Source organism: Marinovum sp. PR37 (assembly GCF_028807375.1).
GTDB classification, from domain to species: Bacteria; Pseudomonadota; Alphaproteobacteria; order Rhodobacterales; family Rhodobacteraceae; genus Marinovum; species Marinovum algicola.
Genome location: NZ_JARAML010000013.1, coordinates 25,199 through 43,214 on the forward strand (window position 1 = coordinate 25,199; position 18,016 = coordinate 43,214).

Consider the following 18,016-nt stretch of genomic DNA (forward strand, 5'->3'; position numbering starts at 1 on the left):
TCAGCGTGGGTTGGCCGTCAGATCGGCGAAGGTCTGGCCGGTTCCGTCCAGCACGGCCTCTTGGCCGGTGAACTGCTGCCAGCGCTGCACGGCGACATCGACATAGGCCGGGTTCAGTTCGATCCCGAGGCAGACGCGGCCCGTGGTTTCGGCCGCGACCAATGTGGTGCCGGATCCCATGAAGGGCTCGTAGACCGCCTGACCGGGGCTTGAATTGTTCAGGATCGGCCGGCGCATGCATTCGACGGGTTTCTGGGTCCCGTGCACGGTTTCCGCATCCTGATCCTTGTTGGCAATCTGCCAGAGCGTTGTCTGCTTGCGGTCGCCGGCCCAATGACCCTTGCCGGTCTTCTTCACGGCATAGAGGCAGGGCTCGTGCTGCCAGTGATAATCGCCGCGGCTGAGCACGAGGCGATCCTTGGCCCAGATGATCTGAGACCGGATATTGAAACCGGAGGCCTCGAGGCTGTCGGCGACTGTCGTCGCATGCAGCGCGCCATGCCAGACATAGGCCACGTCGCCCGGGAATAACGCCCAGGCCTCGCGCCAGTCAGCGCGGTCGTCATTCAGCACCTTGCCGGTGCGCTTGGTTGCGGCGGCTCCCGCCTTGTTGCGCCAGCCGGGATCGTATTCGACGCCATAGGGCGGATCGGTCACCATCAGCAGCGGTGTCACATCGCCGAGCAGACGCTCGACGTCTGTTGCCACCGTCGCGTCCCCGCAGAGCAATCGATGCTTGCCGAGCACCCAGAGATCGCCGGGACGGCTAATCGGGGTCTCGGGGGCCTCCGGAACCTCGTCCTCGCCCTCTCGGGTGGCAGTTTCAGGATCGACCTCGCCGGCCAACAGCGCTTCGAGTTCGGCATCGTCGAAGCCGATGATCGACAGGTCGTAATCCTCGGCCAGAAGGTCGTTGAGTTCGGCCGACAGCAGCGCCTCATTCCAGGTACCGAGTTCCGTCAGCTTGTTGTCAGCGATGCGATAGGCCCGGCGTTGCGCGTCGGTCAGATGGCCCAGAACGATCACAGGCGCTTCGGTCAGCCCGAGCTGCGTAGCGGCCAGCACGCGACCATGGCCTGCGATCAACTCGCCGTCGTCGGCGACGAGGCAGGGAACGGTCCAGCCGAACTCCGCCATGCTCGCAGCGATCTTCGCGACCTGGTCGGCCCCGTGCGCCTTTGCGTTGTTCGCGTAGGGCTGGAGCCTGGCCAGCGGCCAGGTCTCGATCGCGTCTGGGGCAAAGCTCAGGGTCATGCGGGTCGGTTCGCCTCAATCGGGTGGACTCCGGACACCGGCGGCCAGCCTGGACTCCAAGAGGGGTCCAGCGGCCACCAGGTGTTTCCGGTGCCAAAGGTTTGTTTTGTTGTGGTTTTCAGCGGATCTCGGGTGGATGCTCGCCGGGGTGGCTTCCCAAAAAACCGGCCCTGTCGCTAGCGATATTGCGCGCTTCGCCCGCCCGTATACGTTTGGGGCCAGGAAGGACCCGCGAATTCAGTGGGTTACCCGATTGGATCCCGAGTGGATCCTTCGGTGGACCCCGGGGTCCAGCGGCGCGGGTCGTCCCGCGCGCGCCTCTCCCGAGTATATCCCTTTTCTAACCCCCAGCCGGGCTTTCTGTCTCATCGAAAACTGTCCGCCGGACACTTTCCTAGTAGCTGCGGGCGCTTACGCGCCAGCGGCCAGTTCGATCACGCGGCGCTTCGACATGTTTCGGTTGAACCGTCGCCTGTTGAGGGTGAGCGCGATAACGGAAATCCCAAATTGCCAGTGCTGGTGGGCGGCAGAGCGCTGCAAACCGACCGCCCAGCAGATCTCCTTCCAGCGTTCGCCGTGCGCCTTCATCCAGACGATCTTGCCGTCGATGGGCTCGAGGCAGGCGGTCCAGGTCAGCGTCTCCTCCATCCGGCTGATTGCCTGCGGCGAGGGCAGCACGCGCATGGGCTTCGGCTCCTGGCCCACCTTGTCGGCGAAGCTGTAGACCATCTCAGGCCATGTGCTGAAATACCCCTGCCTGCGCGGTTCAGGCAGGCGCTTGAGAACGAAGGCGGCCTCGGCCAGCCGTTCCTCCACGAGGTCGGGTGTCCAGTCTGTCATTGCGACACCTCCCGATCTCGCGGGCACTGCCCGTACAGCTTCTCGCCGAGTTGCCGGACCAATTCCCGCTCGGGCCAGGTCAGGCGGTGGTCGTCGATGGCCACGGCCAGCAGGCCTTGCTCCTGCCAGCCTTCGCGCTTTACCTCGTCGGGACTACGGCGATGTCCGCCATAGCCCTTGGGCATAAACCGCATTCCGCTCATTGCATGCCCCCCTTGGTCTCCAGCGCCCAGAACAGGATCGCAATAGCATCGGCCTCGTTGTCGTCGGCCGGGCTGAAGCCGCGCGCCCGGGCGGATGCGATCATGGCATCCTTGTTGGCGTTGCCCTTGCCGGTGGCGAAGCGTTTGATGGTGCCGACGGGTACGCCCTCGTATGGCACGACGCGCTTTTCAGCCCATGCAGTCAGGGTGGCCATCAGACCTCCATAGACGTGGGCTGCGTCGGTGCCCGCATGGCGGCGAACCTCCTCGAACCAGATGGCCGCGATTGGGCCGGACAGCCGGTCCAACTCGCCCAGCCAGTTGCTGAAGCGCAGGTAGCGCATGCCGCCGCCGTCGAAACGGCCAGGTCGGAAGGACACGGTGCCACTGGTGATCAGCCCGTCTGCGCCATGCAGGGCCCAGCCTGTGGTCGTGCCGAGATCGAGCGCGAGCAATGTACGGTCGGCGCGGAAAGCAGGTGGCAGATCGGGGATTGCCTCCTGCATCCTGGTGGTCAGAGTCGCTTCAGCCATCGTGGTCTCCTTTTCGGGTTGGCTGCGGGGGTGGAAGACGACGGCGGTCATGTGCTTGGCGGTACGGGCCGCCGTCGTCGGATCGGAATGTGATGGGAGCGTCAGAGCCCGCGCGCGCGGATACCCCTCGACGTATGGGAGGAGAGGCCAAACCTGCCGGTTGGCCTCCCCATACGTAGTATGGGGGTTTCACACCTAACTCCTCGGATGTGGGTAAGAAACTGATCTCAAACTGAAAATCAGGATCCGCGAGGAGTGAGGGAGGAGTTAGCCCCCAAACTCCTCGCGGCGCACAAGTCATTGTTTTCATTGATTGAGGAGTTGGTGAGGACATAGGAGTTAGGCCTCACTCTTAGGAGTTGGGCCTGATTTTCCGTCATCTTTGCCTGACATCGGGTAGACCCAGACCGAAGGGTTTTCGACTTGTAGGCAGACCCCGGATTGCGGGCATTTGTAGTGGCTCGGGAGGACAGGACGGGTGGTTTCCAGCACTTCTCCGGTCTCAGGATCAACCGACTGCTCGGGACCAAAATGCATACCCTCGACAGCCAGATAGCCGAACCGTGACCGCACCACCGGGTAGCCAAACGCGGATCCGTTCCTCAGAAACTTCACAAAACCTTTCGTGGCGAGGACACTCAGGCGTTCCCTGATCGTGTATTTGCTTCCCAGACCGCCCTTGTTTTCGAACTTTTCGGCGAACTGCATAGTCGTATACAGGCGGCCCTCAGCTGCTTCTTCGAACAATATGCCGACAATGACGTCGCGCTTTCGATCCCGCTCGGCATCATGTTTCGCGCCAACTTCCTGGCGGACCAACCGCTCATTTATCGGGTTGATCTCGACCCATTGGCCGCCGACCTTGTCGATCACCTTTGGCGGCAACGCGGGTCCATTGCGCAGCTCGATCTCCAGTTTTCGCTCCGACAAGTCCTCGTCCGGGCGATGCAGGATGAGGCCAGAGGTGTAAAACCCGCGCAGAGCACTGGCGCCGGAAAGCGCGAGGAAGGGATCGTCCTTGACCTGCTGCTTGCTGAGCTTCTTGGTGTGGTGGATCAGGATGACCCCGCAATCGGGGTCGATATGATCGCGCAGGACCTCCACCCGTTCCTTCAGAAAGAACATCATGGCGGTGTTGTCGTTCTCGCCGCCGCCATCGGGACCGCCGTCGAAGAGGTTCCGGATCGGATCGACGCAGATGATGTCCACTGGCGCATCGGGGAAGGCCGTTTGGACAGCGCGGGCAACCCGCACGCTGCCTTCGTTGTCGAGCAGCATCTTCAGCTTCGGCGTTGCGACGAAGGAGTCCCTCGCAGCGGCCAACACCTCTGATGGCAGGGCGATCTGCTTCAGGCGTTCGCGCAGATAGTGATACTGGATTTCCGCCTGCAGATAGAAAACCCGCAGCGGCCGTGGCGGGGTGAAGCCGAGGAACGGCACGCCAGCGGCCATGTGGACGAGCCAGGAGATCAGCAGATCGCTTTTGCCCACCTTGGGCGCGCCACCAAGTACCAGCAGCCCGCCTGGCGTCAGCACACGCGGCGCAATGATGTCCTCGGGCATCGGGCTCTTGTCGTCCAGCAACGCGCCGAGCGTGAATGCAGACATCTCTTGAGGCCCCGGTGCGCCGTTGGTCAGACGGATCAGCGGCGGCCCATAATTCTCGACATGCCGGTTCCAGAGCCGCTCGGACTCGCGCTTTAACCGTTCGACCGGCCACTGCGGCCGCAGCATCGCGGCGTTGTAGCCACAGATGCCTTCCCAGCCCTCGTCGTTTGTCATCCGGCCCTCGTGGACCATGCGGATGAAATGACCGATCGCGGCTGATGCCCCTTCGAAGCGCGACCAGTCGTCCTGCGCGCCCTCGCGCACCGGGGTCACCAGCACTTCGTCCATGGCCGGTTTGTCCGGATGAGCGAATTCGGGCTGCAGGGAGATGCCCGGCGCGGGCGGCATGTCGGTCGCGGCTTCAATGAACTCGGCCAGATCGCGTTCACGGTCGGCGTTCAGCTCGACAATCCGCACCTGCGTCTTGAGGCTGTTCTTGTAATAGACAGAGCCCGCCACTCGGATCGGCTGATGCGCCGAGCGGAAATGCATGTCGCCGCCGACCTTGGCCGCGATGTCGCCGCGCAGACGGCAGACGCGGGCAATGTCATCACCCTCGGCAGGCTCAGTAAGTGTCCACCAGATGTGTGCTTTGCGCTGACCCTCCGGTGTCACGCCACCGCTTTGCACCACCATGGTTGGAGCGCCGAGGTGGCGCTCCAGATGGGCCCGTTTGGCGGCGATATCTCCTGTGTCGAGATCAACCACAACGGTCTGCATCTGGATGATCTCGGCGGCCTTGGCCTGACCGGGCGCGACCACGGTGCCGGGGATCACGTAGACCGCCGCACCCTCACGCGAGGCCCATGTTGCGAAGGTGGCCATCTTCTCCGGGGCGGCCTGATCCGCCTCGAGCCAGATGTTGTGCGGGCGACCATCGATGCCCTGACCCTTGTCGATAAAACTGCGGACCGGGATCAGCCCGTCGCAGTAGCCGAAGACGACCTGCATGAACTGCGCGATCTGCTCCGGATCAGGCTCGTCGCCGAAGACGTCGATCTGCGGGGCCGCGTCGTTGAAATCGCGCCACGGGTTGAAATGGACGATGTTTTCCGTGGGCGTATCTGAAGTTGTGTCGTCGCGCATGGCTGTGTCCTGGTCGGGATCTGATGGATCGCTGGGCTCGTCGGTCATGCCGTGAGGCTCCAACACCGTTCGGCATGGGCGCAGAACCGGCATTCGAAGAAATCGCGGGCCTGCGCGATACGGGGCAGCAGTTCGCCCGCGTCGGTGGCCTGCAGGATCCGCACCGCGCGGTCGGACATACGCTGCGCCAGTTCGGCATCGAAGTGGACAAGCTCGTGGTGAAGCTCGGCTGTGTCCTTGTTGATCGCTGTGAACAGCGCTGGCGCGGCCGAGATCCCGGGCACCGAAGGCTCCATGTAGGCCTGGTAGATCGCGATCTGGGCGGCATAAACAGGCTTGGAGATCGTCACGCCGTCCTTGACGCAGGCGCGCCAGTTCTTCGCGTTCATGGTCTTGCATTCCCAGAGCGCCGGGGGGCGCATGCCAAGCGCTGCCGGGGCATCGGCGATGATCCCGTCGACGTGGCCCCGGATACGACCGCCCGCGACGGAGAAGCCGAACTGGCCGCCATCGCGTTTCTGGGTGACCAGATTGATACCAGCGGCCCGCAGCCAGCGGATCGCAAGGTCCTCGAGCTGGTGGCCGATGGCGAAGATCCGCAACGTCTGCCCGCCGAAGTCGGCACCGTCATCCTTTGGCGCGCCCGCGAACTCGAACTGAAGCGCGCGTTCGCAAGCATGCCCGAGGCGGGACGCGCCGAGATAGGTCCGGGGTGGCGTGGCCTCGCGTTCGGCAATGAGGGCTGCGTCGACCAGTGTGTTGATCCGCTCGGCCATGGAGGGGCGTGGGTTGAAATCCAGCATCAGAACGGGATCTCCGACTGGGCAGCGATGTCGGCGATTTCGGCACGGAACGCCTCGACGGTGATCACGATCAGACGGTGCATGTCGTTCTGAGTCAGCTGGCCCAGCGGCCGGTCCCAGCCGATCCGCTCCATCTCTGGGCCGAGCGCGCGCATCACGGCGGGCAGCGCCTGCATTTCCTCTTCTGTAAAATCGACCATGCTCAATCCTTTCCGAGCTTTGAGTGTGAAAGCCGCCTGGCAGCACATTGAGCAGAACCAGCGGCGGGTTCGGAGCGGGCGCGGCCGGTGGGGATCGAACCAGCCAAAACCCTGTGCGCGGGATGTGCAGACGGCACAGAGCAGCGGGCGCGGATGCCAGAGGCTATCAACGCTCGGTCGATCCGAAGCCGCTGTGGGCGTGGATGGGATTTGCGGGACATGGCTCACGCGGCCCTCCCGAGGGACGGGGCGGCCCGTGCGACCAGCTCGCGGATTTCGCGCTTGTTGAATTTGAAGGTCATCAGCGCCGAGGCGCGATAACGGGTGAGGCCATAGTCGCTGCGAAATTCCGTCGGCAGGTATTGCAGCTGCTTCTCGGTCGCGGCCTGTTTCAGCCATCCCTTCGATTTGAAGGCGCTTTCGTCGGTTTCATTGGTGTTAAGCCAGTCATCGGCCTGCGCGAGGCAGATCGCTCGTTCGCCCACACCAAGCAGTCGGGCCGTGTGACCCTTGCCGCCGCCGACAGCGTGCCAACGGCCCTCAAGGAAGAAGATCCCGCCCCAGGCGTTGAACCCGTTGGCCATCAGGGCTGCATCGTCGCCGAAGAGATCGACCCATGCGAAACTGGAGCGTTTCAGCAGATCGATCTCGGACATGATGAAGCTGTGGATCGGTGCGGAACCCTCCCGCGACAGGTCGGCGCCGCAGAACGGGCATTCGGTGACAGCAATCGGGATCTGCGCCTCGCATTCAGGGCAAATCTTGCTTGGGGCTGGCCCGTGCACCGGTTCGCGGCCGTTCAGGTCTACGTCCTGTTCCAGCGTGCCGTGGGTCAGGCTCGACGTCCCGAAATCCAGCACGATGCAGTCTGTCTTGACGACGCCCGGGTATTCTTCCGGATCGACGGTGCGCAGTCCGCGGCCGATCATCTGGATCATGGTGGATTTGTAGGACGAGGGTCGCAGCAGCACGACGCAGGAGGTCGGCGGATGGTCCCAGCCTTCCGTGAGCACGGCGACGTTGACGATGACGCGGATCTCGCCCAACGCATAAGCGGCCAGGATCCTGCGCCGGGTCGCCCCGTCCAAATCGCCATGGATGATGGCCGCCGCGATGTCGGTGTCGTTGAACGCCGCGGCGACATTCTCGGCATGGGCAACGGTGGAGCAGAAGACGACCGTTGGCCGGTCGCTGGCTTTCTCGCGCCAATGCCGGATCACCTCGTCAGTGACCGGGGCGCGGTTCATGATGCCCGCCACCTCGTTCATGTCGAAATCCGACAGTTTCTTGCGTACCTCGCGCAGTTCGTCCTGCACGCCGACGTCGATGATAAAGGTACGCGGCGGCACGAGATGGACCGAGGCGATCAACTCGCCCAGCCGGACTTGGTCGCCCACATTGTCGAAAATCTCGCGCAGACCTTTGCGGTCACCCCGGTTCGGCGTGGCGGTGACGCCGAATATCTGGCAGTTGGGATTGGTGTTTCGTGCCCGGTCGATGATCCGGCGATAGCTATCAGCCACCGCGTGGTGCGCTTCGTCGATGACCAGCAGGTCAAGCGCGGGCATCGCGGTGAGATTGGAGGTACGCGTCAGCGTTGGCACCATGGCGAAGGTCGCCTGACCGGCCCAATCCTTGGTTCCGGCGTCTATAACAGAGGTCGTGATCTTCGGCGCGACCCGGCCGAACTTGGTGCGGTTCTGGGACGTCAGCTCGTCGCGATGGGCGAGGATGCACGCCTTCGCGTCGCTGCCCTCGATGGAGCGCGCCACAACGGCGGAGAGCGCGATCGTCTTGCCGAAGCCGGTAGAAGCGATGCTGAGCGTGTTGCCATGATCGCAGAGCGCAGCAAGGCTGCGCTCCACGAAGAGGCTCTGGCGCGGACGAAGGCGCATCGCGCAGCCCCTTACTGCGCCCATGCCGGACGACCCGGCACAGGTGCGGCGGGTTGCGGCGCAGGCGCGGTATTGTGGGCTGGCGGCTGTTGGTCCAGCGATGGTGCCGCGCCCATTGCCTGCGCATAGTCGCGATGATCGGGCGTGACGGCGCTGCGGATCTCGTTCTTGTCGTGGCCGCTGGCGTCGGTACCTATGTCGATGCGGGCGATGAACTCGATCCCGTCAAGATCGGCAAAGCCGCTGATGCGCCGCGCTGCCTGCGCCTCCGCCGACATGTCCTTGTCGGAAATCCCGCGCGCCGAGTTGAGCATACCGCGCACAAGGCTGCGGCCCATGTTGGTCCAGTCCGGCCCCTTGGGGCTGTAGAGGCCAATCAGCGTGAAGATCTTGCGCCGGGCATACGGACCCTCAGTCACGGTAAACTCGCCATTGAGATAGACAGCCCCGGTGGAGCCGCGCGTGGCATAACCACCGGTCCAGCCCTGCGAGGCATCGTCGAACCCGCCGGGGCGGATCGTCAGGCGCACCTTGGCCAGCGTGCCTTTGGGAATGAGGTTGGTGTTGCTCTGTGCGTCGTTGAAATCGTTCCAGGAACCCATGGGGAACCTCCTTCTCTTTTCAGGATTGCGGTTGGGATTGGTCGTCACCGGCCGGATCGGCAGGCGGCCGGGCGTAGGTCAGCCGATCCGTCACGGGAGCGGCGGGAGTCCGGACCTTCGCCATCAGGCGGCCAAGATGGGGTTCTTCGACTTGGGCCAAGCGGCCGGAGCGATCCTTGGCCGGGAAGCCCCAGGGATTGATCGTCTGGCAGACAAAGGCGCGATACGGATCGCCGCCGTCGGCCTTCAGCTCCGCCATGGTGATCACCTCATCGACGATCCCCGGCAGCTCCAATCCGGTCTTCGAGCCGTCGATTTGCGGCTGGAACACCTTGCGATTGAAGTCGTCGAGCTTCTCGTCGAGGATCCCCACAAACCAGACGTTCTTGGCCCGCGTGTGCTGCAGATGGGTGAGCCAGCCGATCATCTCGCGGCCGTGTAGCCCGTAGGCGCCGCGCACATCCGGCTTGCCGGTCTTCTCCGACAGCGCTTCGGGCTGGCCCTTGCACCAGCCAAAACACAGCCGCCCGGCGACGGTGATCGAGTCCACAAAAATGGTGTCGTAGCGATCGAGTGCTGCCGGATCTCCGAAGCGATCGCAGACTGCCTTGTAATGGGCCGGGCTATAGGGCTGTTCATCCCGCAAAGCCGGGTTGGGCCCACCAATGAACACCGCGAAATCCCGGCATTCGGTCCAGGTGCGCGGCCGGATGCTGTCGCCCGTCCAGCCTTCGATGGCCAGATCGCCCGCTTCGAGATCCATGAACAGCGTGCGCTTGGGATCGAGGGTCCACAGAAGGGAGGTTTTCCCAATTCCACTTTTCCCGAAGATGCAGCCCTTGATGCCGCGCGGCTCGGCCAGCCGCTTATCGGCGCTGATGATGGGGAGGCTCATTGATCGCCCCCCTGCGGGACGATCTCGACCTTCAGCGTGCCGGGCCGGACGGTGCGTGCGGGCTCGAAGCCCTGCCGGATGGCTTCGGGCCAGGCGGCGTATTTGCGCTCCGGCACCTTGTAGGCGAGATCGACATATTCGGAGGGATCATCTCCGGCATCGCGGATTCTTGCGGCCATGTCGGCCAGCCGGTCCTGGTCCCAATCGACACGTTTCGGCAGATCTGCGACCACGGTGAAATCGCCGTCGTCGAACCGGACGGTGCCGGTGTCTTTGCCTGCGGATTGGCGTTCCTCGGTGGCGCGAGTGGCGTAGCGAACGGCCAGTCCAGCATCGAAGCGGGTCTTGGCAGCCTTGTCGCGCTTCAGGCGCTCGTCGATCTCGCGTTGCAGGATTGCGAGCAACTCGACCGGCAGGGCCGCGATGTCCGATGCGCTGAGAGACGGCAGATCGTCAGGCGTGGGAGTGTTTTCGGGGAATGGCATGAAATGGTCTCCATGATCGGTGAAAAAGGATTGAAATGCGGGCATCACGCGGCCTCGAGCAGGCGGACCGACAGGGCGGCACCGCTGGATCGGGGTTTGGGCCGGGCGATGGCGATGTAGGCGAAGTGGTCGGGGCCGATCCGCGCCTGTACTAGATGGACAAGGTTCTGCTCGGCCGCGCGAAGGGCGGCTGCCGCGACCTGGCGTAAGGCGCGCTGACAGTCAGCAGGAAGTTTCGACAGGACGGCGGTGGCATCGACCGCGAGAAACCCGCGGTGATAGATCAGCTTTTCGCCGGTTTCGGCCTGCGCGATCCAGGCGCAGAACCCGACCTCGTCCAGACCGTTAGCGGCGCAAAACGGCACCACCCGGTCGGCCGCAAAATCATCGAGGCGGACCATCATGCGGCACCGGCATGCGCATCAGCGCCGGTGCTGTGGCGCAACTGGTCCTGCTCGAACGCGGTGATGTCCTCCATGCGGTAAACCACACGGCCGCCCAGCTTCATGAACTGCGGGCCTTCTCCGGCCCACCGCCACCGCTCAAGCGTGCGGTGCGAGATGTTCCACCGCCGGGCCAGTTCTTTCTGATTGAGGTGTTTGAGCTGCATCTTCGTCTCCTGTCGCTCGCTGCGTTGGGAGGAAGATGCGAAATCCTGCCGTGGGATGTCGTCAGGATTGAAGTGGGATACGGAGGGGGATCAGTTTGAGCCTTGCAACTCTGCGGCGAACGCCGTGGCGGGGGATTGTCACCCCACTCTCATCCCCTTGCGCATCCCACTGTGGAGCCGGAGGGACGCGCGTGCCGGTACGGGATAGGTCGGAATCAGCCGCAGTTCAGACGGTAGTTGCCGCGACCGTTCGATTCGATCAGCGACCGCCACTGCTTCTGGGATTTGAACACGTCGGACATCTTCAGGCTCTTCGCGCCCGCCGCCGACAGGATCGCCTTGCCGCTCTGCCAAGGCTCACCACGGCGCGCAGCCTCATGCAGTGCACGGACAACCTGCGCCTGGATGGGGCCAAGGCGAAACTGGTGCCCGCCGCAACGGACGTCGTGATAGTCAGGTGATGCGCTGAAGATCGGCAGCTGCGGTCCAGTCTCTGCGCCGGAGAACCCTGTCTCGGCTTCGAAACGGTCACGTTCCTCGCGCCTTAGCAGCAAATCCTCAATGCTCAGAGGCACGCCATCGCGATCTCCCCAGATCGAGGCATAGTCCGACCGGGGCGTACGGAAGTCGCTCACTGTCAACTCAGCGGCCCGAAATAGCTGGAACACATCCCGCGCATGGAGTTCAAGCAGTCCACTGTAGTAGCTCTGCTCGGTGGGCACCCGAAAGTGCTCGCCTTCAATGGTTTCCTCATAGTCACCCAGTTCCAACGGCACACTGAAGACACGCACCGACAGCCGCAGCTTGTCGTTCTCCGCCAGATAGATCAGGTCGGCCTCGGAGATGGACCAGCGATCAAGGATCTCCGGCAGAGTAAAATACGCTTTCTCGATCTCCATCTGACCCCCGATTCCTGCCATTGAGTGTTTAGGGTTTGTTCTAAATCCTTGACGCCCTCCGATCAATCCTGTTTTATCCTATTGAATCCACAGCCCCTTGGGGAAAACATGACCGAGCATCATACGCTCTCAGACCGCCTTCGCGCCCGCGCTCAGCAACTCGGGCTCAGCCCCGCTCATGTCGCAGAGATGGCCGGGGTCAATCGCTCCTTCATCTATGACATCCTGCGCGGCCGCTCTTCGCGGCCGGGGATCGACAAGTTGGCTGAGGTCGCCCGTGTGCTGAAGGTCGAGCGCGAGTGGCTGATCCACGGCATCGGTGAGGTCGAAGGCGAGCCGCCCTTCATCGAGAACCCCGACGAGACATTCGTGGCGATCGCGCATGCAAGTCCGCGCCCGTCGATGGGCGGCGGCGCGGTGGTGACAGGGGATCACGACACGCCGGGCCGCGCCTATCATTTCCGCCGCTCCTGGATAAAGGGCAGCCTCAAGGCCAGCCCGTCACAGCTGCGCATCATGCACGTCGAAGGCGACAGCATGGCACCGACCCTGCTGGATGGGGACACCGTGCTTGTCGACATGACCCGGCGCGCGCCGAACCCGCCCGGGATCTTCGTGCTGGACGATGGCATGGGGTTGGTGGCCAAGCGGCTCGAGCATGTGCCGAACAGCGATCCACCTGCCGTCCGGGTGATCTCGGACAACGGCTTCTACAGCCCATACGAGCGCAGCGCCGAAGAAATCCACATCATCGGCCGCATCCGCTGGTTCGCGCGGGAGATTTGAGGCACATCAAGCCTGTATGGAAGAACCGCACTTTCTATTGATTGTGCAGCGGTGCAGCGGCGCAGCGGTTTCAGCGCGCAACAGCGCGACGACTCGCGGGATTGTAGACGCCCGCTAGGCCGATGCAAGAGCGGCCATCCGTTGGTCACGGAGCCCTCCGCCAAGTGCTCAAAGAACTCCAGCTTTACGTTGCAGAAACCTTTACTTCCCACTATATTTCCCATAGGCATACAGAAAAAATCACTCGGGAGGCGTGCTAGGTGTCATTCGCGGATAGGGACCCCTTCTTTGGCGACGTGCCTGGAAGCGTGCATCTACCCAAGACCCCCTTAACCGGGGTTTTGGTACAGATGCGTTTTCCCGAGGTACTTTCGATCTCAAAGCCAGCGTTTGTCGCTGATTTTCAAGAAGCCATTCGCCAAGCGTACCCACAGCACGTAAAAGAAGATGGATTTCAGCTAAGCTTTGGGCCAGATGGACCGCAGCACTCAAGCATCCCGACCTGGCGGTTTCTGGACGCAGCAAGAAAATGGCGAGTTACGTTGACCACGGATTTTCTGTCTCTAGAAACACGCGCATATTCATCAAGAGACGACTTCGCCGATCGGACGTCAAAGCTTGCAGCAGCCCTCCAGAGCGCTATCAGCCCTGGATATCTCACGCGCTTAGGCGTTCGGTACGTTGACCGGATACACGGTGAACAATTTGCGAATCTGAAAGAGTTTGTTCGTCCGGAAATCATGGGGATCTTCAACACGACCTTACAGAACCGCATAGATAGAACCATTTCTGAAGTACACGCAGAAACTGATTGTGGTAAGCTCTCTTCAAGGTGGGGTTACATGCCTGCAAATCAAACTCACGAACCAAGCCTAATGCCAGCAATAGCTGTGCCATCATGGTTTTTGGACATAGACACGTACCAAGACTTTAAAGAGCCAATTGAATTTAACCCAGAAGATGTCAGAGAGCGAACCATGCAGCTAGCTACTAGATCTCATGGATTCTTTAGATGGGCAGTGAGCGATGACTTCTTAAGATCGTATGGAGGCGAGCTATGATCGAAGCGCTGGCAATAGTCGCAAACAATGCACGTACGGATCTACCTCCAGAAACTTTTTCCCTTGAATTTGGCACAAGCCACGCCGCCGCACCCTATCGCTCTGATTGGGGCGAAAAGGAAATTGGCGTCACCCGAGCTTGGAGCCAATTTTCGTCTTCCGCCAGCACTTGGGAAGAAATGTTTGATAGCTGGATCTATCAAGCACACACGTCCAATGCCCCACAGTCTGTTGCTAATGGGGATAGTCAAGCGCGTCTGAACGCAATTTCACGCGCTCGGTCCGTTGAAAGAAGCATGGCTTCGGAGAACGTTTTTGAAATTAGACGACTTACAGGTTTCTCTTGGGCAAAGATTGGCGAACTTCTGAATGTGGACCGCCGAACGATCAATAATTGGGCTCAAGGAAGGCCGGTACGTGAGGCAAACCAATCGCATGTCGCGATGGTCTTGTCTGCGATTAGATACATCGATCGCGGGGATGCCGAGGAGAATCAAGAGCTACTTGAAAGAAGAATTTCGGGCACCCGGACTGCTTTTCACGTGTTGGCTGAAGGCAACGCAGAAGACGTAAAGCGAAAACTATCGTTTGGCGAAGTAAATCGTTTGCGACCAATGAGCTCCGACCATTCAGCTCAACCGTTTGATGGAATTCTTTTTCATGACGCCGCCGATGGAACAGAAGAATTGGAGGCTCTATCGTTTGAAGCAAAGCCAACATCTTCAAAGAAGGCGCTCAAGCGCTCGTGAGGCGTAGAAATTTTGTCTGATAACGATGAAAATGAAGACGACTACGCCTTTTTGAGTGAATGGCGGCAAGGCGACTTCTCGTTGAATGTTGGAGGCTTTCTCTATGCGGAGGCCTCCACGGACGGTGAGCTATATGATGCCAGAGAAATTCGAGAAGGAGTTCTAGGTCTCGTCGTCATCAGTCAGACTTGTGACATTGTGAGACGGACCGGTGGACGTCACTATGTCGCCGTATGCCCTCTCATCAAGCTTGAACCACAAGAGATCAAGGAAGTTCACAAGGGGCGAAAGCCCTATCTGTCAGTCGTGGAAAATGTTGAGGACGGTGTTTTTGCAGACTTGAGAAGGCCTTTCTCTGTAGACAAAGATCTTTTGCGCGGATGGGCACGGCTCGATGGCTTTTCTTCCGAAGCTAGTCGCGCGAGATTTTCTTCGGCGCTTGAGCGGAAATTTGGTCAGTTTGCATTCCCAGATGAATTCGACTCCGCCTTCAAGAATTTTAAGGACCGAGTTTGGTCCAGGCATGACAAAACAGATTCTCCACCTGGAAAAGTGTACCGTTCAATTCATCAGATACGTTTCAGAGTTCTTCCAAATTGGGAATCGCCAGAAAAGACTCTGGCAGTGATTGCTATCTTACTTCCGGCCGCTGATCGTGAGGTCGATGTTCAAGTAATTTCCGCGGAACTCAGTGAGCAATTGGCGAAAGTAAAATTACCAGACGGGTACAGATGGGATGAGCCGCCGTTTGTCGCTCAAACTGCCGATAGTCTTACTGCAACCGATATACTACAAAGCCATCGTGGCGATTTTGATTTTTTGTGTTTTTAAACTTAGTTAGTTCTACCGCGCAATTTTCACAGACTGGGCGGTGTTGCGCAGGCAGAGACGATACTTGGGCGAAATTTCGATGCCACTAAATTGACTGTGAGCGGGACCAGCCAGTTGTCGGCTTGTGTGATTCAAGCGGATACTATGACTTGCGAAGAACCACGACGTGTTACGACAACCCTCTGTTTTAACTTGAAAGTCCATTAGCACAGCGACCATCACAGGGCAAAACAGCTCCTGAGGTTCGCCCGCCATGCCCGACACCAGCGTCAATTTCGCCCCTCCACCTGAAACGCTCACCACCGATGAGCGATTGGCAGAACTCGCCCGGATCCTCGCCGCAGCCGTGGATCGCGCCAACCCTCCGACAATAAACGATAATTCTGCGAACAGCGGAGACAGTTCGCTGGACATCCTCACCCTTGTTCGCCGTCGTCGTCACCAGTTGCGAACCCGAGTTGGAGAGGACGAATGACGAAAACCAGAATGAAATCAGTAGGAAAGAGAACAGGCGTTTGCCCTGCGCAGGGCCACGCTGTCCTAGCAGACCTGGTCGCGCTGAAGACCATGACCGTGCCGGAGCTGCGTGAGAAATGGGCGGCGGTCTTTGACGCGCCCGCGCCGAACACCAGCCGCCAGAACCTCGAACTGCGGCTTGGCTATCGCATCCAGGAACTGGCCCTTGGGGGCATTGGCCGCGACACCCGGCGGACGCTGGACGCTCTGGCGGCGGAGGTGGCTTCCGGCGAACCCGGTCAGGTGATGACCGACCCACGACGTCCTGTGCCGGGTACCAAGCTGGTCCGTGAGTGGAATGGCATCGAACACACCGTCACCGTGCTAACGAAGGGCTTTGAGTGGCAAGGGCGCCGGTACAAATCGCTTTCCGGCGCGGCCCGGGCCATCACCGGGGCGAACTGGAATGGCTGGAAGTTCTTTGGCTTTACCCCACGCCCGAGGATTAGCAAATGACGCGTCATACACAGCCGCAACAACCCCGCCGCCTGCGTTGCGCAATCTACACCCGCAAATCGAGCGAGGAAGGGCTCGACATGGAGTTCAACAGCCTCGACGCCCAGCGGGAGGCCTGCGAGGCCTACATCGCCAGCCAGAAGGCCGAGGGTTGGGTCTGCCTGCGCGACCGGTATGAAGACGGCGGCTTCTCCGGCGGCACGCTGGAACGCCCGGCGCTAAAGGACCTGATCGCCGATATCGAGGACGGGCTAATCGACATCGTCGTGGTCTACAAGATCGACCGCCTCAGCCGCGCGCTGATGGATTTCTCCAAGCTGGTCGAGATCTTCGACAAGCACGGCGTTACCTTTGTGTCCGTCACGCAGTCCTTTAATACGACGACATCCATGGGGCGCCTGACGCTGAACATCCTGCTCAGCTTCGCCCAGTTCGAACGCGAGGTCATCGGCGAGCGGATCCGCGACAAGGTCGCTGCGTCCCGCAAGAAGGGCATCTGGATGGGTGGGCCGGTGCCGCTGGGGTACAACGTGAAGGACCGCAAGTTGATCGTGGACCCGGCCGAGGCCGAGACGGTGCGGACGATCTTCACCCTCTATGCCCGGTCCAGCTCCACGACGCAGGTGATCCGCGAGATGGACGCACGCGCGATCCTGACTAAGACTGGCAGGCCTTACGACAAGACCTCGCTGCTCAAGACGCTGCACAACAAGGTCTATCGCGGCCTCGCGGTGCACAAGGGCAACGCCTATCCCGGCGAGCACGACGCGATCATCGACTCCGCACTTTGGGACGAGGTGCACGATGTGATCGCGAACAACCGCGTCAAACGGGTTGCCGTTGCCAAGGAACCCTCACCGGCACTGCTGCGCGGGTTGATCTTCACCGAGACCGGCGTCGCGATGACCCCGCACCACACGAAGAAGGGCACGCGTCGCTATCGCTACTATGTCTCGATGGACGCGATCAAGAAACGGCCCAAGGCCGAGATCCGGGGGCCGCAGCGGCTACCCGGCGGCATGGTCGAGGATGCCGTGATCGGCGAAATCCGCCGCCTGCTGCGCACGCCGGAGGTCGCCGCGCGGGTGTCGCGGACCCTGCGCAAGGACCGGCCAGACCTTGGCGAGGCGGACATCAGCGCATCGCTCACCCATTTCGATGACATGTGGAAGGCGCTGATCCCGGCCGAGCAGGCGCGCGTGGTCAGGCTTCTGGTGGCGCGGGTCACCGCCAGCGACGCCGGGTTGGCGGTCGATCTGCGCCACGAGGGCCTAGGCGCGATTGCCGCGCTGATGGCCCCGGCCAAGTCGGAGGTGGCGTGATGGCAGAGCCCGATACACTCCGCGTCCACATCCCGCTCACCATGCGCAATCGCGGCGGCCGCCCTCGAATCCTACCGCCCAAGGAAATCGAGGCCGCCATGGAACGCGGCCAGGACGCCCGTCTGCTGCGTGCCATCGGCCGCGCATGGAACTGGCGGCGCAGGCTGGAGCGCGGCGACGTAAACACCATCGCCGACCTCGCCAGATCCGAAGGAATCTCCGACCGCTATGTCAGCCGCGTAATCCGGCTGGCATGGCTTTCGCCATCGGTGCTGGAACGGCTCGTGCTGCGACGCGAACCCACGGTGCTGTCGATCTTCGACCTTTGCGGCGTGGCGGAGCTGCCATGGGTTGAGCAGCCGGGGCGCGTGTTTGACTGAGG

At 61.4% G+C, this 18,016-nt stretch carries 22 protein-coding genes; 8 read left to right on the forward strand and 14 right to left on the reverse strand.

Annotation, left to right across the window (positions count from 1 at the left end):
* From PVW49_RS12330 to PVW49_RS12395, 14 genes are all read right to left on the reverse strand, one after another.
* Positions 1 to 1,254, reverse strand: a complete 1,254-nt coding sequence (locus PVW49_RS12330; protein WP_274590666.1) for a site-specific DNA-methyltransferase — start codon at positions 1,252 to 1,254, stop codon at positions 1 to 3.
* A gap of 411 nt (positions 1,255 to 1,665) precedes the next feature.
* The gene (locus PVW49_RS12335; protein WP_274590667.1) at positions 1,666 to 2,094 is read right to left on the reverse strand and encodes a DUF6362 family protein; all 429 of its coding nucleotides are present in this window, start codon (positions 2,092 to 2,094) and stop codon (positions 1,666 to 1,668) included.
* A complete protein-coding gene (locus PVW49_RS12340; RefSeq protein ID WP_442757206.1) occupies positions 2,091 to 2,297 on the reverse strand; it encodes a hypothetical protein in 207 nt (68 codons plus the stop codon). Before PVW49_RS12340 ends, PVW49_RS12335 begins: the two co-directional genes overlap by 4 nt.
* Positions 2,294 to 2,830, reverse strand: coding sequence for a crossover junction endodeoxyribonuclease RuvC (locus tag PVW49_RS12345; protein ID WP_442757207.1), 537 nt, complete (start codon positions 2,828 to 2,830; stop codon positions 2,294 to 2,296). The genes PVW49_RS12340 and PVW49_RS12345 overlap by 4 nt, the downstream gene beginning before the upstream one ends.
* Before the next feature lie 339 nt (positions 2,831 to 3,169).
* Positions 3,170 to 5,572 (reverse strand): AAA family ATPase, encoded by a 2,403-nt coding sequence (locus PVW49_RS12350; protein ID WP_274590668.1) that lies wholly within the window; start codon positions 5,570 to 5,572, stop codon positions 3,170 to 3,172.
* Complete coding sequence (locus tag PVW49_RS12355; RefSeq protein ID WP_274590669.1) at positions 5,569 to 6,327, reverse strand: hypothetical protein; 759 nt, start codon at positions 6,325 to 6,327, stop codon at positions 5,569 to 5,571. The genes PVW49_RS12350 and PVW49_RS12355 overlap by 4 nt, the downstream gene beginning before the upstream one ends.
* Entirely contained in the window at positions 6,327 to 6,527 is a 201-nt protein-coding gene (locus tag PVW49_RS12360) for a DUF6511 domain-containing protein (protein WP_274590670.1), read from the reverse strand. The genes PVW49_RS12355 and PVW49_RS12360 overlap by 1 nt, the downstream gene beginning before the upstream one ends.
* 224 nt (positions 6,528 to 6,751) lie before the next feature.
* Positions 6,752 to 8,422, reverse strand: a complete 1,671-nt coding sequence (locus PVW49_RS12365; RefSeq protein WP_274590671.1) for a DEAD/DEAH box helicase — start codon at positions 8,420 to 8,422, stop codon at positions 6,752 to 6,754.
* Between the two features lie 11 nt (positions 8,423 to 8,433).
* A complete protein-coding gene (locus PVW49_RS12370; RefSeq protein ID WP_274590672.1) occupies positions 8,434 to 9,024 on the reverse strand; it encodes a hypothetical protein in 591 nt (196 codons plus the stop codon).
* Positions 9,025 to 9,043: 19 nt separating this feature from the next.
* The gene (locus tag PVW49_RS12375) at positions 9,044 to 9,919 is read right to left on the reverse strand and encodes an ATP-binding protein (RefSeq protein ID WP_274590673.1); all 876 of its coding nucleotides are present in this window, start codon (positions 9,917 to 9,919) and stop codon (positions 9,044 to 9,046) included.
* Entirely contained in the window at positions 9,916 to 10,404 is a 489-nt protein-coding gene (locus PVW49_RS12380; protein WP_274590674.1) for a hypothetical protein, read from the reverse strand. Before PVW49_RS12380 ends, PVW49_RS12375 begins: the two co-directional genes overlap by 4 nt.
* A gap of 44 nt (positions 10,405 to 10,448) precedes the next feature.
* On the reverse strand, positions 10,449 to 10,805 hold the full coding sequence (locus PVW49_RS12385) for a hypothetical protein (RefSeq protein ID WP_274590675.1): 357 nt from the start codon (positions 10,803 to 10,805) through the stop codon (positions 10,449 to 10,451).
* Positions 10,805 to 11,014, reverse strand: coding sequence for a helix-turn-helix transcriptional regulator (locus tag PVW49_RS12390; RefSeq protein ID WP_029058679.1), 210 nt, complete (start codon positions 11,012 to 11,014; stop codon positions 10,805 to 10,807). Before PVW49_RS12390 ends, PVW49_RS12385 begins: the two co-directional genes overlap by 1 nt.
* A 215-nt stretch (positions 11,015 to 11,229) precedes the next feature.
* Positions 11,230 to 11,913: a hypothetical protein gene (locus PVW49_RS12395; protein WP_274590676.1), complete on the reverse strand. Its 684-nt coding sequence runs from the start codon at positions 11,911 to 11,913 to the stop codon at positions 11,230 to 11,232.
* Positions 11,914 to 12,021: 108 nt separating this feature from the next.
* On the opposite strand from PVW49_RS12395, the gene PVW49_RS12400 reads away from it, so the two are divergent.
* The 8 genes from PVW49_RS12400 to PVW49_RS12435 all read left to right on the forward strand — a co-directional run bounded on the left by PVW49_RS12400 (position 12,022) and on the right by PVW49_RS12435 (position 18,014).
* A complete protein-coding gene (locus tag PVW49_RS12400; protein ID WP_274590677.1) occupies positions 12,022 to 12,699 on the forward strand; it encodes a LexA family transcriptional regulator in 678 nt (225 codons plus the stop codon).
* A gap of 308 nt (positions 12,700 to 13,007) precedes the next feature.
* Positions 13,008 to 13,760 carry a TIGR04255 family protein gene (locus PVW49_RS12405; protein WP_274590715.1) on the forward strand — a complete coding sequence of 251 codons (753 nt, stop codon included), beginning with the start codon at positions 13,008 to 13,010 and terminating at the stop codon, positions 13,758 to 13,760.
* Positions 13,757 to 14,509: a hypothetical protein gene (locus PVW49_RS12410; RefSeq protein ID WP_274590678.1), complete on the forward strand. Its 753-nt coding sequence runs from the start codon at positions 13,757 to 13,759 to the stop codon at positions 14,507 to 14,509. The genes PVW49_RS12405 and PVW49_RS12410 overlap by 4 nt, the downstream gene beginning before the upstream one ends.
* Positions 14,510 to 14,521: 12 nt before the next feature.
* On the forward strand, positions 14,522 to 15,340 hold the full coding sequence (locus PVW49_RS12415; RefSeq protein ID WP_274590679.1) for a hypothetical protein: 819 nt from the start codon (positions 14,522 to 14,524) through the stop codon (positions 15,338 to 15,340).
* A 253-nt stretch (positions 15,341 to 15,593) separates the two neighbouring features.
* Positions 15,594 to 15,815 carry a hypothetical protein gene (locus PVW49_RS12420; protein WP_274590680.1) on the forward strand — a complete coding sequence of 74 codons (222 nt, stop codon included), beginning with the start codon at positions 15,594 to 15,596 and terminating at the stop codon, positions 15,813 to 15,815.
* On the forward strand, positions 15,812 to 16,312 hold the full coding sequence (locus tag PVW49_RS12425; protein WP_338020388.1) for a DUF2924 domain-containing protein: 501 nt from the start codon (positions 15,812 to 15,814) through the stop codon (positions 16,310 to 16,312). Before PVW49_RS12420 ends, PVW49_RS12425 begins: the two co-directional genes overlap by 4 nt.
* Positions 16,309 to 17,634: a recombinase family protein gene (locus PVW49_RS12430; protein ID WP_274590681.1), complete on the forward strand. Its 1,326-nt coding sequence runs from the start codon at positions 16,309 to 16,311 to the stop codon at positions 17,632 to 17,634. Before PVW49_RS12425 ends, PVW49_RS12430 begins: the two co-directional genes overlap by 4 nt.
* Positions 17,634 to 18,014, forward strand: a complete 381-nt coding sequence (locus PVW49_RS12435) for a hypothetical protein (RefSeq protein WP_274590682.1) — start codon at positions 17,634 to 17,636, stop codon at positions 18,012 to 18,014. Before PVW49_RS12430 ends, PVW49_RS12435 begins: the two co-directional genes overlap by 1 nt.
* The last annotated feature ends 2 nt before the right edge of the window (positions 18,015 to 18,016 follow it).

What these genes read in the sequence shown, in the direction of transcription:
- PVW49_RS12330 (WP_274590666.1), bottom strand. Translation starts at nt 1,254, where the DNA reads ATGACCCTGAGCTTTGCCCCAGACGCGATCGAGACCTGGCCGCTGGCC.
- PVW49_RS12335 (WP_274590667.1), bottom strand. Translation starts at nt 2,094, where the DNA reads ATGACAGACTGGACACCCGACCTCGTGGAGGAACGGCTGGCCGAGGCC.
- PVW49_RS12340 (WP_442757206.1), bottom strand. Translation starts at nt 2,297, where the DNA reads ATGAGCGGAATGCGGTTTATGCCCAAGGGCTATGGCGGACATCGCCGT.
- PVW49_RS12345 (WP_442757207.1), bottom strand. Translation starts at nt 2,830, where the DNA reads ATGGCTGAAGCGACTCTGACCACCAGGATGCAGGAGGCAATCCCCGAT.
- PVW49_RS12350 (WP_274590668.1), bottom strand. Translation starts at nt 5,572, where the DNA reads ATGACCGACGAGCCCAGCGATCCATCAGATCCCGACCAGGACACAGCC.
- PVW49_RS12355 (WP_274590669.1), bottom strand. Translation starts at nt 6,327, where the DNA reads ATGCTGGATTTCAACCCACGCCCCTCCATGGCCGAGCGGATCAACACA.
- PVW49_RS12360 (WP_274590670.1), bottom strand. Translation starts at nt 6,527, where the DNA reads ATGGTCGATTTTACAGAAGAGGAAATGCAGGCGCTGCCCGCCGTGATG.
- PVW49_RS12365 (WP_274590671.1), bottom strand. Translation starts at nt 8,422, where the DNA reads ATGCGCCTTCGTCCGCGCCAGAGCCTCTTCGTGGAGCGCAGCCTTGCT.
- PVW49_RS12370 (WP_274590672.1), bottom strand. Translation starts at nt 9,024, where the DNA reads ATGGGTTCCTGGAACGATTTCAACGACGCACAGAGCAACACCAACCTC.
- PVW49_RS12375 (WP_274590673.1), bottom strand. Translation starts at nt 9,919, where the DNA reads ATGAGCCTCCCCATCATCAGCGCCGATAAGCGGCTGGCCGAGCCGCGC.
- PVW49_RS12380 (WP_274590674.1), bottom strand. Translation starts at nt 10,404, where the DNA reads ATGCCATTCCCCGAAAACACTCCCACGCCTGACGATCTGCCGTCTCTC.
- PVW49_RS12385 (WP_274590675.1), bottom strand. Translation starts at nt 10,805, where the DNA reads ATGGTCCGCCTCGATGATTTTGCGGCCGACCGGGTGGTGCCGTTTTGC.
- PVW49_RS12390 (WP_029058679.1), bottom strand. Translation starts at nt 11,014, where the DNA reads ATGCAGCTCAAACACCTCAATCAGAAAGAACTGGCCCGGCGGTGGAAC.
- PVW49_RS12395 (WP_274590676.1), bottom strand. Translation starts at nt 11,913, where the DNA reads ATGGAGATCGAGAAAGCGTATTTTACTCTGCCGGAGATCCTTGATCGC.
- PVW49_RS12400 (WP_274590677.1), top strand. Translation starts at nt 12,022, where the DNA reads ATGACCGAGCATCATACGCTCTCAGACCGCCTTCGCGCCCGCGCTCAG.
- PVW49_RS12410 (WP_274590678.1), top strand. Translation starts at nt 13,757, where the DNA reads ATGATCGAAGCGCTGGCAATAGTCGCAAACAATGCACGTACGGATCTA.
- PVW49_RS12420 (WP_274590680.1), top strand. Translation starts at nt 15,594, where the DNA reads ATGCCCGACACCAGCGTCAATTTCGCCCCTCCACCTGAAACGCTCACC.
- PVW49_RS12425 (WP_338020388.1), top strand. Translation starts at nt 15,812, where the DNA reads ATGACGAAAACCAGAATGAAATCAGTAGGAAAGAGAACAGGCGTTTGC.
- PVW49_RS12430 (WP_274590681.1), top strand. Translation starts at nt 16,309, where the DNA reads ATGACGCGTCATACACAGCCGCAACAACCCCGCCGCCTGCGTTGCGCA.
- PVW49_RS12435 (WP_274590682.1), top strand. Translation starts at nt 17,634, where the DNA reads ATGGCAGAGCCCGATACACTCCGCGTCCACATCCCGCTCACCATGCGC.